The sequence below is a fragment of the Streptosporangium sp. CA-135522 genome, from assembly GCF_050949235.1.
GTDB lineage: Bacteria > Actinomycetota > Actinomycetes > Streptosporangiales > Streptosporangiaceae > Streptosporangium.
In genome coordinates this window covers 594,620-607,663 of sequence record NZ_CP192026.1, presented here as the reverse complement: position 1 = coordinate 607,663, position 13,044 = coordinate 594,620, and the positions used below count along the sequence as shown (strand labels likewise).

The following is a 13,044-nucleotide window of genomic DNA, read 5'->3' as shown; positions in this document are numbered from 1 at the left end:
AGGCCGGTGGGGGGTTCGGCGGACAGGCCGGTGGCGGGCTCAGCCGAGGCCGGTAGCGGGTTTGACGGACAGGCCGGTGCAGCCGCGCAGCGCCTTCCAGCCGGCGACGGCCTGCTGCCGGCCGGCGCCGTTGAGCGGGATGGGCACCCCGCCCTGGATCGTGGCCGGGGTCCACTGCTCCTTGAGCACCTTGCGGCCGTCGATCGTCAGGGTGAGCACGCCGGTCCTGCCGGTCTCCGGGCCCGAGTTGTAGAAGGCGAAGTTGCCCATGCCGTAGTTGACGTAGCTGTTCTTCAGGTAGCCGCCGCCGAGCAGGATGTGCGCGTGGCCGCCCACCACGACGTCGGCTCCGGCCGCGACCAGCTTGGGGGCCAGGTCGCGCTGGGCCTCGTTCGGGCACTTCTGCAGCTCGGTGCCCCAGTGCAGGTGGACGATGACCGTGTCGGAGTTCTTACGCGCCCTGCGCACCTCCTGGATCAGCCGCGCCTCGTTCTTGGCCGAGGCCAGGCCGCCTTTGTCACCGCTCGCCGTCCACGCCTGGATGAACTCGGAGTCGAGCACCTGGGTGGCGCCGATGACGGCGACACGGTTGCCGTTCACGGTCGTCCGCCACGGCCGGTAGGCCTCGGCCTCGTTCCTGCCCACACCCACGATCGGGAACTTCGAGCGCTTGATCGCGGCCAGGGAGTCGGTCAGCCCGCTCTGCATGTAGTCCATGCCGTGGTTGTTGGCCATGGACGCGACGTCCACCCCGGCCGCCTTCAGCGCGGTCAGCGCGGAGGCGGGAGCCCGGAAGGTGAACTGCTTGCCCGGCGCCGGGGTGCCGCCGGTGGTGATCGCGGTCTCCAGGTTGACCATCGCGAGGTCGGAACGGCTGAGTACCTTGGCGATGGGGCCGAGCGCGGTCCGCGGGTTGGCGTCCAACCGGGATCGCAGCACCCCCTCGAAGTGCACGTCGCCTCCGAAGGAGATCGTGTACGGCTCGCGCTCGGGGGTGGGCATGGCCTCGTCCGGCGTGGTCGGCTTCTCGGCGACGTCCGGCGTCGTCTTCGGCGTCGAGGATTCGGCCGCCGAGCAGGCCACCAGGAGCAGAGCGGAAAGGGCGGCGGCGGCGGCGGCCATACCGAGGCGGCGCGGGATATACATGTCCATCGGTATCTGAGGATGCCATCTGATCAGTGGTATGTGGCACAACTTGGCCGTCGAAGACCCGATTCCTCCAAACTTGGATGACTCAATCATTTCAATCGTTCACGTTATGGGCATGGCGTGTGCCGCGTGGAGGACGACCGACCGCGCGAGGCCCTCCGAGCGCCTTCCCCTCGTCCTTGAGCCGGGCCATGATGGGTTCATTCGTCGAACCCAGGAGTGCCGATGAGAACCGCGCACCGGACCTGCCCCCTCTGCGAGGCCGTCTGCGGCCTGCGGCTCACGCTCGACGACACCGAACGCGTCACATCGGTCAAAGGTGATCCGGACGACCCCTTCTCCAAGGGGTTCGTCTGCCCCAAGGGCGCGAGCCTGGGCCGCCTCGACGAGGATCCCGACCGGCTGCGCGTCCCGCTGGTCCGCACCGGCGACCAGTGGCGTGAGGTCACCTGGGAGGAGGCCTTCCGGGTGGTCGAACGGGGCCTCGGGAGTGTCGTCGACGCCCACGGCCGCCAGTCCCTGGCCGTCTACCTCGGCAACCCGAACGCCCACTCCATGGCCGGCGCCCTGTACGGCCCGGCGCTGATCCGCGCGCTCGGCACCCGCAACGTCTTCTCCGCCAGCACCGCCGACCAGATGCCGAAACACGTCTCCTGCGGCCTGATGTTCGGCGACCCGCTGGCCATCCCGGTGCCCGACCTGGACCGCACCGACCACCTGCTGATGCTCGGCGCCAACCCGCTGGAGTCCAACGGCTCGCTGTGCACCGCCCCCGACTTCCCCGGTCGGCTCAAGGCGCTGCGCAGGCGCGGCGGCAAGCTCGTCGTCGTCGATCCGCGCCGCACCAGGACGGCCGCCCTGGCCGACGAGCACCTGTTCGTACGGCCCGGCACCGACGCCTATCTGCTGCTCGGCATCGTCCACACCCTCTTCGCAGAGAGCCTCACCGCGGTCTGCGTCGAGGTCGAGGGCCTGGAGGAGGTCCGGCGGCTGGCGAAGGAGTTCGCGCCGGAGACGGTGGCGCCGATGTGCGGGGTGCCCGCCGGGGAGATCGCGCGGCTGGCGCGCGAGCTGGCCGCGGCTCCCACGGCCGCCGTCTACGCCCGCATCGGCACCTGCACCGCAGAGTTCGGCACCGTCGCGCAGTGGCTGGTCGACGTGGTCAACGTCCTGACCGGCAACCTCGACCGGCCCGGAGGCGTCATGTTCGCCAAGCCCGCCGTGGAGACCGGCCGCAGGAGCAGGCCGTACACCACGGGACGCTGGCACAGCCGCGTCCGCGCGCTGCCGGAGGCGAACGGCGAGCTGCCGGTGGCCACTCTCGTCGACGAGATCGAGACCCCGGGCGAGGGACAGGTCAGGGCGCTGGTCACGGTGGCGGGCAACCCGGTGCTGTCGGCGCCGGGCGGTCACCGGCTGGACCGGGCCTTCGGCGGCCTGGAGTTCATGGTCTGCGTGGACCCGTACCTGAACGAGACCACCAGGCACGCGCACGTCATCCTGCCGCCGCCGCGCGTGCTGCAGACGCCGCACTACGATTTCTCGCTGCTGTCCTTCGCGGTGCGCGACTACGCCAGGTTCTCCCCGCCGGTCCTGCCGCTGGAGCCGGGACGGCCGTCGGAGGCCGAGATCCTGGCGCGGCTGACGATGATCGCCTCGGGGCGGGGGGCGGACGCCGATCCGGCCGCCCTCGACGAGTCGATCATCGACCAGATGCTGCGCAAGGCCGTCGAGACACCCGGCTCGCCGGTCGAGGGCCGGGAGGCGGCCGAGCTGCGCGCCTCGCTGGAGGGGTCCACCGGGGCCGAGCGGCGGCTGGACGCCATGCTCAGACTCGGCCCCTACGGTCTGTCCCTGGCCGAGCTCCTGGCCAACCCGCACGGCATCGACCTGGGCGCGCTGCGGCCGCGGCTGGCGGAGGTGCTGCGCACGGCCTCGGGACGGGTGGAGCTGGCTCCGCGGCAGCTGGTCGCCGACCTCGCGCGGCTGCGGGAGCGGCTGGCCGTACGGCCCGCGGAGATCGTGCTGATCGGACGGCGCCACCTGCGCTCCAACAACAGCTGGCTGCACAACGTGGGACCGCTGGTCGGTGGAAGCAACCGGTGCACGCTGCAGATCAACCCGGCCGACGTGGCCAGGCTCGGGCTCGGCGGGCACGCGCTCGTGCGCTCGGCCGGCGGGCAGCTCGTCGTGCCGCTGGAACCCACCGATTCGATCATGCCCGGAGTGGTGAGCCTGCCCCACGGGTGGGGACACGCCGGGACCGCGCAGGCGGTCGCGGCCGAGCACGCGGGAGTCAACGCGAACATGCTGACGGACGAGTCGGTGATCGACATCCCATCCGGAAACGCCGTGTTCAACGGGGTTCCGGTAACGGTCAGCCCCGCATGATCCCATGATCGTTCGGAAAAGGGGGATCGGCTCGCATTAGGCTTGCGCGGGTGACCACCCCTCCAGAACAGGACCGCCTGCACGCTCAGCTCACCTTCGCCATGGAGATCGACAAGCTCAGACGCGTCGTCCGCCGCAACACCCTGATGGACGGGTCGCGGCGGGAGAACGACGCCGAGCATTCGTGGTACGTGGGCATGCTGGCGATGGTCTTGGCCGAGCACGCCCCCGCGGGCACCGACCTGGACAAGGTCGTCGCGATGCTGCTCGTCCACGACATCGTCGAGATCGACGCCGGAGACACGTTCATCTACGACGCCCGCGCCGTCGAGGCCCAGCTCGGCATCGAGCGCAAGGCCGCCGACCGGATCTTCGGGTTGCTCCCCGACGACCAGGCGAAGCGGCTGCGCGCGCTGTGGGACGAGTTCGAGGAGCGCAAGACCCCCGAGGCCAGGTTCGCCAAGGCCCTCGACAGGATCGCGCCGATCATGGCCAACCACCACAACGAGGGCGGCACCTGGTCGCTCTACAAGGTGACGGCCGAGCAGGTGCTGGAGAAGGTGAGGATCATCGAGGAGGGCTCGGTGACCCTGGGCGCCTATGCCACCGAGATCATCGAGCTCTCCGTCAGCCGGGGGCATCTGGCGCGTGCATAACCTCATTCCCGGGTAGGTCCCTATGGGTTGAAAGGGGGGCGAGAGTGAAGGAAACAGTGAAAACAGGACGTCAGACTTTCAGGCGTCTGGTGGGTCCGGTCGACCTCACCGACCGGGTCGAGCGGTCGACCAGGATGGACCGGCCGATCCAGGCGGTGGCCAAGGCCGTGCGCCGGCGGATAGGGCCGGGACGGCTACGTGACCTGCTGCACGGGGTGCCCCTCGGTAAACCCCTTCATCCGCCGCTCGCCAACGCCAGCGTGGGCTTCTGGGCGGCCGCAGCGGTGCTCGACGTGATCCGCTCCGATCCGCGGGCGATACGGGCACTGCTCGCCAGCGGGATCGCCACCGCGGCGCCCGCCGCGGCGGCGGGCATCACCGACTGGTCGGTGCTCCACCGGGAACAGCAACGGGTCGGGTTCGTGCATGCGATCGCCAATCTGACCGCTTTGGGCCTCTACACCGGCTCGCTGGCCCTGCGGTTCGCCGGAGACGAACGGCGTGGCCGGCTGTTGTCGTTCGCCGGGCTGGGCGCCGCGAGCCTGGGAGGCTACCTCGGTGGACACCTGGCCTACCGGCAGGCGGCCGGGGCCAATCACGCCGAGTCCGTCGGCCACCTGGTCCCGCTGGGCTGGCACGATCTGTGCGAGATCAGCGACCTGCCCGACGGACGCCCGGTGACCCGGCGACTCGGCTACATCGACCTGTTCGTGCTGCGGGTGGGCGACGGCGTCACCGTGCTCGCCGACAACTGCTCCCACCTGGCCGGACCGCTGCACCAGGGACGCCTGATCTCCGAGGAGGGCACCGCCTGCGTGGTGTGCCCATGGCACGGGAGCACCTTCCGGCTGTCGGACGGAACGGTCGCGCACGGCCCCGCCACGGCCCCGCAGCCGTCCTTCGAGACCCGGGTGCGCCGCGACGGGGTACTGCAGGTCCGCCCCGCCCTGACCTAGCACGGCGATCGCATTCCCTCACCGTGTTCGGTGTCCTCCGGGGCACCGGTACGGCGAGCGGTGACGCCGGGCGGGTCCTGGTGCCCGGTACGGCGAGCGGTGACGCCGGGCAGGTCGTGCCCCGGTACGGCGAGCGGTGACGCCGGGCGGGGTCGGCGCGGTCATGGCGGGGGCGGCGGGACGAACTGGACCCGGACCGCGGAGTCGAGCGGAACGACCAGCGTGCCGTGGTGCTCGGCCCAGGTCGCGGGCACGAGGAAGAGCCGTCCGTTCGACTCCGCCAGGAGACGCAGCCCTCGATAGCGGTACCGGAACGCCTTCCCCTTCTTCAGCCGGTGTTCCCGGACGCCGGGGACGACGATCTCCAGTGCCTCCTTGGTGTCCAGGATCACCTCGGGCCGCTGCGGCAGTCTCTCCAACTGGGTCACCGCCTGCCCCCGCCCGGTGGCATGGGCGAAGCTGTTGGTCGCCCAGATCAGCGAGAGCACCACCACCCCTGCCGCCAGCAGCAGGGCCGCACGCTCCGCTCGATGCGGCGCACGGCCCAGCGCGCGCAGCAGGAGCCGCTGTCCCGCCGTGAGCAGCAGGACGCCCACGGCCATGCTGAGCGGCGTCAGGGCGATGGGCCGTTCCGTCGCCGCGATCTCCGGCACCACCACGCCCATGATGCCGCGGATCGTGAGGGCGACGCCGACGGCGACGGCGGCGACCGTGACCACCACCCGCGCCCTCCTGCCGACGCGGTCACCGTAGGCGGGCCAGGCCAGCAGGTAGAGCAGCACCCCGGCGAGCACCACGAGGATGATCAGCCCCAGCGGGACGTACAACGCCTCCACCCCGAGCAGCACCAGGTCCTGGGGGGCGAGGTCGACCACCTCGAATTCCACGCCGAAATACAGGAAGCGCGCGTAGGTGGCGACGTACCCGAAGTAGAGGAGCAACCCGCCGATCACCGTCGTCGGCGCGAGGACGCCCGCGACGGCGACCAGCCTGTTCTCCAGTTGCCGCCCCTGGCCGGCTTCCTCCTCCGTCACGAGCCGTCCGGGGCGGACGGCTCCGACGACGTGCCGGCGCTCTGGGAGACGTCGGCGGTCGGGGAGGCGTCGGCGGTCGGGGGCGGCTCCGGGCTCGCGGACGGTTCGCCGCCGGAGTTCTCGTCAGGGTTCCCGTCGAGCGGCGTGCACTCCTCCTCGGGTGTTCCGCCGCTCGGGGCGGCGCACGCGCGCAGGATCCAGGAGGAGTCGGTCCAGCGGACCGGGACGGGCCGGTCCGCTGAGGGCCGGGGATCCTTGTCCGTCAACCCGGCGCAGGGACCGTCCGCGGGTTCGGGATCGCGGCACTCCGTCTGCAGGGTCAGCACCAGTGTGCCGTGCGCGTCGACCGCGGGCCGGCTGCGTACCCGGACCGCGACGACGCATATGCCTTCGTGAAGGGGGCCCTCCCAGAGCGGCCGGAACTCGTCCACGTTGATCCGCGGCAGGGAGGAGCCCGCACACGTGCGGCTCAGCGTGTAGGAGGGCTCGCCGCATCGGGTGCCGGCGCCCGCGATGGTGAAGACCTGCGGCGTGGCCGGCCGCTGCGACACGGACACCCCCACCACTTTCACTTCCGCGTCCGTCTTGTCGTTGTACATGAATATGCACTGGACGCTGGGGAACGGACCCGACGGTGAGAACTCACCGAGAATGGCGGGGAAGTCTCCGGAAAGGGTGGGGCCCGCCACCTTGATGACGGGCTCCTCTTCCTTCCCTTTCCCGTTCAGGCCGGTGCCGCCGTTACCGTTATTGTTTCCCGACTTTCCGATTTTTCCGTAATCCCCGTTTTTGGAATGCCCGGAAACACCCGGGTCTCCGGCACCGGAGCTCTGCCCGGCAGGGTCGGCGGAACAGGCGGCAAGGGAAAGGGACAAGGATGTCAGCAGCGCGGCGAATATGCGAATGGCACGCACGGGGCGGGGTCGCGACACATGCCCATGATTACCCCCGGCACGGTCACGCCGCGAGACTTCTCCGCTGAATTATCGCGATTTATCAAATCGTGCTTTACGATGCCCGGATGATTCACTGCTCCGCCGTCACCCCCTGCCGTCACCGGACCCGGCGACAGGTCCGGCGGCGGGTCCGGCACGCGGCCGACACCGGGCTGACGCAGGGCCCGGCACAGAGCCGACGTCCGGCCCGTCCGCCCGGAAGACCTCAGTCCGGCTTGCCGTCGGCCGGGTGCTCGACCAGGGCAAGGATCCGGCTGGACATGAACCGGGCGGTGCGCACGGCCGTACCGCTACGGGTGACCTCGCTCACCTCGACCACGCCACCACGGCGGTTGGCCACCTCGACCCGGCGGCCCGCCTTGGTGGCAACGACTTCGTAGGTACGCGAACTGTCGCCCGCGTCGATGACGATCTCTACCTTGTCGCCCTTCATATCCGTTTCATACCCAAAAACTGATCAGTTTATCCGTACACCAGTTTGATTATCGCCAGAATACCGATGCAAACGATGAAACCGCGCAGAATGGGGGCCGGCAGCTTTCTGCCGACCTTCGCACCCAGGAAACCGCCGATCGTGGCACCCAGGGCGACCAGCGCCACCGCTCGCCAGTCCACCTCCGCGACCACCGTGAAAAGGACCGCGGCGGTGGCGTTGACCAGCAGCGAGAGCACGTTCTTGGCGGCGTTGACGCGCTGCAGGTCATCGTCGAGGAAGCTGCCGAGCAGCCCGATGAGCAACACTCCCTGGGCCGCGCCGAAATAGCCTCCGTAGATCCCGGCGGCGAACACCCCGATCCACAGCCACGGCCCGCCGTGCGGATGGGGATCCTCCCTGCGGGCGCTCAACCAGCTGTTGAGCCGCGGCTGGATCACCACGAGAACGCACGCCAGAGCGATCAGGACCGGCACGACCACGTTGAAGGTGCGGGAGGGGAGGAAGAGCAGCAGCACGCCGCCGATGAGGGAGCCGAGGATCGAGGCGACGCCCAGCCTGATCAGCCGCTCACGCTGTCCTTTGAGCTCGGCGCGATAGCCGAGCGCGCCGGTCAGCGACCCGGGCACCAGACCGATGTTGTTGGAGACGTTTGCGACGATCGGCGGCAGCCCCACGGCCACCATCGTCGGGAACGTGATCAGCGATCCCGAACCGACGACGGCGTTGATGCCCCCGGCTCCGACTCCGGCCGCGAAGATCGCGGCGGCCTCCCACGGCGTCATGACGCCCTCCTCACTCGTACGGCTCGCGCCCATGAACGGTGCACGGCACTCACCGGATGCTAGGAGGAAGGTCACCGCTCAGTCGGCGGCGGGGGTGTCCTTGGCTCCGAACAGGCCTCCGAGGCTCTCCAGCGCCCCGCCCATCTCCGACGGCACGATCCACACCTTGTTGGCGTCGCCCTTGGCGATCTCCGGGAGCGTCCGGAGGTATTGGTAGGCGAGAAGCCGCTGGTCCGGCCTGCCCTCGTGGATCGCGCGGAAGACCATGCCGATCGCGTCGGCCTCCCCTTTGGCGCGCATCGCCTGCGCCTCGGCGTCGGCCTGCGCCCTGAGCACCACGGCCTCCGCCTCGCCCCGCGCCTTGAGCACCTCGGCGTGCTTGTGCCCCTCAGCGGTGAGGATGGCCGCCTGCTTGTGCCCCTCGGCGGCGAGAACGGCGGCCCGCTTGTCGCGGTCGGCGCGCATCTGCCGCTCCATCGAGTCCTGGATGGACGCGGGCGGGTCGATCGACTTGAGCTCCACCCGGTTGACCCGGACGCCCCACTCCCGGGCGACGTCGCCGAGCGCCCCGCGCAACCCGGCGTTGATCTCCTCGCGCGAGGTCAGCGCGCGCTCCAGCTCGACGCCGCCGACCACGGTGCGCAGCGTGGTCACGGTGAGCTGCTCCATCCCCGTCAGGAAGTCGGCGATCTCGTAGGTCGCGGCCCGGGGATCGGCGATCTGGAAGTAGACGACCGTGTCGATGGAGACGACGAGGTTGTCGGAGGTGGCCACCGGCTGTGGTGGAAACGAGACGACCTGCTCACGCAGGTCGATCGTCTGCCTGATCCGGTCGATGTACGGGACCACCAGGTTCAGCCCGGGCTTGAGCGTCCGGTGGTAGCGGCCGAGCCGTTCCACGATCCCCGCGGTGGCCTGAGGAACGATGTGGACCGCCCGGAAAAGCGAGAAACCCGCGCCGGCCATCACGACAAGTGCGGCGATAAGCGATTCCATAGGTCACCCCGGACGGTCGAGTCAAGTGGATCTCCCGCCCGGAAATGATATTTCGTTTTCCCGTTGTCAACCCTTGAACGACTTATCAGGTCTCAGAAATGATGCGCCCGGGCGTACCAGCGGCCGTCGAGCCCGCGCTCCAGGTTGAGCGGGACGCCGAAGGTCCGCGACAGGTTCTCGGCGGTCATCACATGGTCGATCGGCCCCTGGGCGACCACCGAGCCGTGCCGCAGCAGCAGCGCGTGGGTGAATCCGCTGGGCACCTCCTCCACGTGGTGGGTGACCAGCACCATCGTCGGCGCCTTGGGGTCGTGCGCGAACGTCGCCAGCCGGCGGACCAGGTCCTCCCGGCCACCGAGGTCCAGCCCCGCGGCGGGCTCGTCCAGCAGCAGCAACTCGGGGTCCGGCATGAGCGCACGGGCGATCTGCACCCGCTTGCGCTCGCCCTCGGACAGCGTGTTGAACCGGCGGCGGATCAGATGGGCGCAGCCGAGCTGGTCGATCAACTCGACGGCACGGGTGACGTCGTTGGAGTCGTACTCCTCCGTCCACCGGCCGAGGATCGCGTAGGAGGCGGTGAGCACCAGATCGATGACCTTCTCCTCCGGAGGCACCTTCTCGGCCAGCGCGGCGCTGGCGAGCCCGATGCGGGGTCGTAGATCGAACACGTCACTTTGGCCGAGCCGCTCGCCCAGGATCTCCACGATGCCCTCGGTGGGGAACAACATCGCCCCGACGACCTGCAGCAGCGTCGTCTTCCCCGCGCCGTTGGGACCGATGACGACCCATCGCTCGTCCTCGTGAACGGTCCAGTCGATGTCCCGCAGCAGGGCCGCCCCGTCCCTGCGGACGGTGACGTCCTGTAGCCGAAGCACCTGACCGCCCATCCCTCACGCCTCCTTGAGAATCGCTCGAACAAAACCTATTGCAGGACAAGCGCATATCGTGGATCGGTGCACCCTGATTCACCGATCTCGGCCACCTTCGTCTGCTGGGGCAACGCCTGGCTCGCCGGACAGGTCGGCCTCGACGAGGCCGCCGACCGCGTGGAACGGCAGGCCGGTCCCCAACTCGTCGCCGGAGAAACCGGCGACGTCCCCCTCCGCGGCTTCCTCGCCGACCTCCGGGTCGAGGGTATGAGATCCCTGCGCCTGGCCCTTCCCGTCGCGGGCGACCCACTCGGACTCACCGGACCGCCCCCCTTCAATTCCGCGGCCATCGAGGCCGGACAGGCGGCGATAGCCGTGCTCCCCAGCAGGTGCCTCGGCCTGGTCCCCGTGCGGGACCGCCGCGGGTCATCGTACGCCGGGGTGCGCTGGAGCGTGCTGGAGGCCAGCGTCAACGCCCCGGACATCCCCTCCCTCGCCGAGGCCGAGCACGCCCTGACCCTCGCGATGCACGCGGCCACCGACGCTCTGCTCGGCGTGGAAGGCCCGGCTCAGGGGCACCGGCGGGTGAAGACCGTCGACGACGGTCTGGCCCCCGGCTACCCCGCCCGCGCCCACCGGGTCGCCGCCCTCGCCGCCCGGCTCGCCGCGGTGCTCCGGGTCGCCGACGACCGGGGACTCACCTCCGGCCAGATCACCATCCGCGGTAACGCCCTGCGCGAGCTCGACCGAGCGGTACGGCGGGCGCGCGTGGCCGCCCACCACGCCATCACCGAGCTCGTCTAGCCGATGGTTCGTCGAGGCGCCGGACGTCGACCTCCTGCCGATCTCGGAGCGACGCCGGGAGGCGTGAGACGTCCCCGCGGCGTCAGTGGGCATGCGGGCCACCGATTCCCTGCGGCCTGCCCGCAGGTACGAGCCAGAGGGCGAGGACGGCGGAACAGGATGACGGCGAGCGCGAGCGGCACCAGGGTGGCGGCCACCGGCCGGCCCGTGTCACCGGCTTCGACCAGGCCGTAGATGAGCGAGGCGGTGGCGGCGGTGACCAGCGGCGCGCCCGGCACGTCGATGCGTGGCCGGGCCTGGCGGCGACTGGCGGCCGGGAGGGTGAACGGGGATGTTCACCACGGTCACATCGAGGATCAGCATGAACTGAGCCACCCCGATCAGGGCGAGCGTCCACCGGCGGCGCGGCTGCGACGGCGGCTCGGCTCGGCTCGGGGAAGCGCGTGTGTCGGGTCATGCGCGGTATGGCTCATCGGAGGGTTCTCTTCTCGCCGTCCCGGAGCGGTCCGCCGCCACGAGACGCTAAGTCGAACATCGGTGTACGATTTAATGAAAATACCGGGGAGGGGTATCTCCAAGACACGCAGATCCGGCCCCGCAAGATCGGTCGTACGCTGGGCCCATGACGCCAACCAGCGGTCGGCGGGGCCGTACGGATTCCACGGAGGGCTCGCCACGACGGCGGGCGGACGCCGAGCGGAACATGGCGGCGATCGTCGAGGCCGCCCAGCTCTGCTTCCGCGCGAACCCCGACGTCACCATGGCCGACATCGCCCGCACCACCGGAGTCGGCCGCGTCACCCTGTACGCGCACTTCCCCTCCAGGGAGGTGCTGCTGAAGGCCGTCGTGGTGCGCGCGATCGCCGAGGCCGACGTCGCGCTCGCCGACGCCATCGGCAGCGACGACCCCGCCGACCAGGCCATGGCGCGACTGATCCGGAGCTCATGGCGCACGCTCGACCGATTCGGCAGCCTCTCGGCGGCGGCGACCCGCCACCTGGACCCCGACTGGCTCCGCGACCGGCACGACAAGCCGATGCGCCGCGCCGAGCTGCTGATCACCCGCGGCCAGGAGGAGGGCGTCTTCCGCGGCGACCTCCCCCGCCACTGGCTGGTCACGGCCGTCTACAGCCTGCTGCACGCCGCCGCCGTCGAGGTCGATGCCGGACGTCTGGAGACCGCCGACGCGGGACGGGTCCTGGAGGCCACCGTCCTCAGCGCACTCACCCACACCCCCGGACACGCCGAGGTTCCGCCCTACCGGCCCGAAGCTCCCGAGCTCGGACCGGATCGGCCGTCCCCGGCGGACCATCCCCCGGAACCGATCGCATGAGTCACCCGGCCCCCGGCCTCGGTGCGGCAACCGGCTCTCGTGACAGCCTCACGGAGTGCGTGAACGGGTTGCTTGACGTGTGATCCGGCAGCCTTCACCATAAACTGAACATATGTGTTCAGTTTATCGAGAGGTGCCCGATCATGGGTAGAGGTGGCGCAGCGGTGCTGAGCACGGACACCACGGTGGTCCTGCTGGCGGCAGGGCTGATCTTCCTGTCGGCGTTGGTGCTGGGCGTATGGAAGTACCGGCAGATGACCGTCTCGGTGGAACACGTGGCTCACCCCTACGTGGACATGGCGCATCGAGCCGCCTTGCTCTACTCGTTCGCGACGTTGCTGCTCGCGGTGTTCGTCGAGCTCAGCGGCTGGTCGGCATCGGTGAATCTGGTGGCGGCCGGTGTCGTGATCCTGTTCTTCGTGGCCGCGATCGCGACCTACGTCCACCACGGCCGGCGTCGTGACACCGACAACCAGCTCCGCCACCCCGTGCGCGGCACATCCGCGTTCATGGTCTCGCTGATCGTCGGCGAGATCGGCGGCTTCACCGTCCTTCTGGCCGGTTTCGTACAGGCACAACTGTTGTGAGCCGAGTGTCGACGCATGAGGCCGCGCCATCCGGGGCCGAGCCGGCGGGCCTCGAAACGGCCGGCACGCCAGGGCCGTCATGAACCGCCGGGATC

At 70.0% G+C, this 13,044-nt stretch carries 13 protein-coding genes; 6 read left to right on the top strand and 7 right to left on the bottom strand.

Annotation, left to right across the window (positions count from 1 at the left end; all coding sequences use genetic code 11):
- Positions 1-39 precede the first annotated feature (39 nt).
- Complete coding sequence (locus ACQPYK_RS02955; protein WP_433249758.1) at positions 40-1,152, bottom strand: CapA family protein; 1,113 nt, start codon at positions 1,150-1,152, stop codon at positions 40-42.
- A gap of 222 nt (positions 1,153-1,374) precedes the next feature.
- Here ACQPYK_RS02955 and ACQPYK_RS02950 point away from each other — a divergent pair, with 222 nt between their 5' ends.
- The 3 genes from ACQPYK_RS02950 to ACQPYK_RS02940 all read left to right on the top strand — a co-directional run bounded on the left by ACQPYK_RS02950 (position 1,375) and on the right by ACQPYK_RS02940 (position 5,152).
- Positions 1,375-3,540 (top strand): molybdopterin-dependent oxidoreductase, encoded by a 2,166-nt coding sequence (locus ACQPYK_RS02950; RefSeq protein ID WP_433249755.1) that lies wholly within the window; start codon positions 1,375-1,377, stop codon positions 3,538-3,540.
- A 101-nt stretch (positions 3,541-3,641) separates the two neighbouring features.
- Complete coding sequence (locus tag ACQPYK_RS02945) at positions 3,642-4,196, top strand: HD domain-containing protein (RefSeq protein WP_433258685.1); 555 nt, start codon at positions 3,642-3,644, stop codon at positions 4,194-4,196.
- An 89-nt stretch (positions 4,197-4,285) separates the two neighbouring features.
- Positions 4,286-5,152, top strand: coding sequence for a Rieske 2Fe-2S domain-containing protein (locus tag ACQPYK_RS02940; protein WP_433249752.1), 867 nt, complete (start codon positions 4,286-4,288; stop codon positions 5,150-5,152).
- 161 nt (positions 5,153-5,313) lie between these two features.
- Here ACQPYK_RS02940 and ACQPYK_RS02935 read toward each other — a convergent pair whose 3' ends face one another.
- The 6 genes from ACQPYK_RS02935 to ACQPYK_RS02910 all read right to left on the bottom strand — a co-directional run bounded on the left by ACQPYK_RS02935 (position 5,314) and on the right by ACQPYK_RS02910 (position 10,243).
- A complete protein-coding gene (locus tag ACQPYK_RS02935; RefSeq protein WP_433249749.1) occupies positions 5,314-6,186 on the bottom strand; it encodes a hypothetical protein in 873 nt (290 codons plus the stop codon).
- The gene (locus ACQPYK_RS02930) at positions 6,183-6,785 is read right to left on the bottom strand and encodes a hypothetical protein (RefSeq protein ID WP_433249746.1); all 603 of its coding nucleotides are present in this window, start codon (positions 6,783-6,785) and stop codon (positions 6,183-6,185) included. The genes ACQPYK_RS02935 and ACQPYK_RS02930 overlap by 4 nt, the downstream gene beginning before the upstream one ends.
- Positions 6,786-7,347: 562 nt before the next feature.
- Positions 7,348-7,575 (bottom strand): hypothetical protein, encoded by a 228-nt coding sequence (locus ACQPYK_RS02925; RefSeq protein ID WP_433249743.1) that lies wholly within the window; start codon positions 7,573-7,575, stop codon positions 7,348-7,350.
- Between the two features lie 29 nt (positions 7,576-7,604).
- Positions 7,605-8,360: a sulfite exporter TauE/SafE family protein gene (locus ACQPYK_RS02920; protein ID WP_433249740.1), complete on the bottom strand. Its 756-nt coding sequence runs from the start codon at positions 8,358-8,360 to the stop codon at positions 7,605-7,607.
- A 78-nt stretch (positions 8,361-8,438) separates the two neighbouring features.
- Complete coding sequence (locus ACQPYK_RS02915; RefSeq protein ID WP_433249737.1) at positions 8,439-9,356, bottom strand: SPFH domain-containing protein; 918 nt, start codon at positions 9,354-9,356, stop codon at positions 8,439-8,441.
- A gap of 92 nt (positions 9,357-9,448) precedes the next feature.
- Positions 9,449-10,243: an ABC transporter ATP-binding protein gene (locus tag ACQPYK_RS02910; protein ID WP_433249734.1), complete on the bottom strand. Its 795-nt coding sequence runs from the start codon at positions 10,241-10,243 to the stop codon at positions 9,449-9,451.
- 66 nt (positions 10,244-10,309) lie between these two features.
- On the opposite strand from ACQPYK_RS02910, the gene ACQPYK_RS02905 reads away from it, so the two are divergent.
- The 3 genes from ACQPYK_RS02905 (at position 10,310) to ACQPYK_RS02895 (ending at position 12,949) form a co-directional block, all read left to right on the top strand.
- Positions 10,310-11,029: a hypothetical protein gene (locus ACQPYK_RS02905; protein WP_433249731.1), complete on the top strand. Its 720-nt coding sequence runs from the start codon at positions 10,310-10,312 to the stop codon at positions 11,027-11,029.
- Between the two features lie 622 nt (positions 11,030-11,651).
- Positions 11,652-12,362 (top strand): TetR/AcrR family transcriptional regulator, encoded by a 711-nt coding sequence (locus ACQPYK_RS02900; protein WP_433249728.1) that lies wholly within the window; start codon positions 11,652-11,654, stop codon positions 12,360-12,362.
- A 164-nt stretch (positions 12,363-12,526) separates the two neighbouring features.
- A complete protein-coding gene (locus tag ACQPYK_RS02895; protein WP_433249725.1) occupies positions 12,527-12,949 on the top strand; it encodes a hypothetical protein in 423 nt (140 codons plus the stop codon).
- The last annotated feature ends 95 nt before the right edge of the window (positions 12,950-13,044 follow it).

Bases quoted from the DNA above. Each gene is read 5' to 3' on its own strand.
- ACQPYK_RS02955 (WP_433249758.1), bottom strand. From the start codon at position 1,152: ATGGACATGTATATCCCGCGCCGCCTCGGTATGGCCGCCGCCGCCGCC.
- ACQPYK_RS02950 (WP_433249755.1), top strand. From the start codon at position 1,375: ATGAGAACCGCGCACCGGACCTGCCCCCTCTGCGAGGCCGTCTGCGGC.
- ACQPYK_RS02945 (WP_433258685.1), top strand. From the start codon at position 3,642: ATGGAGATCGACAAGCTCAGACGCGTCGTCCGCCGCAACACCCTGATG.
- ACQPYK_RS02930 (WP_433249746.1), bottom strand. From the start codon at position 6,785: ATGTACAACGACAAGACGGACGCGGAAGTGAAAGTGGTGGGGGTGTCC.
- ACQPYK_RS02925 (WP_433249743.1), bottom strand. From the start codon at position 7,575: ATGAAGGGCGACAAGGTAGAGATCGTCATCGACGCGGGCGACAGTTCG.
- ACQPYK_RS02920 (WP_433249740.1), bottom strand. From the start codon at position 8,360: ATGACGCCGTGGGAGGCCGCCGCGATCTTCGCGGCCGGAGTCGGAGCC.
- ACQPYK_RS02915 (WP_433249737.1), bottom strand. From the start codon at position 9,356: ATGGAATCGCTTATCGCCGCACTTGTCGTGATGGCCGGCGCGGGTTTC.
- ACQPYK_RS02910 (WP_433249734.1), bottom strand. From the start codon at position 10,243: ATGGGCGGTCAGGTGCTTCGGCTACAGGACGTCACCGTCCGCAGGGAC.
- ACQPYK_RS02900 (WP_433249728.1), top strand. From the start codon at position 11,652: ATGACGCCAACCAGCGGTCGGCGGGGCCGTACGGATTCCACGGAGGGC.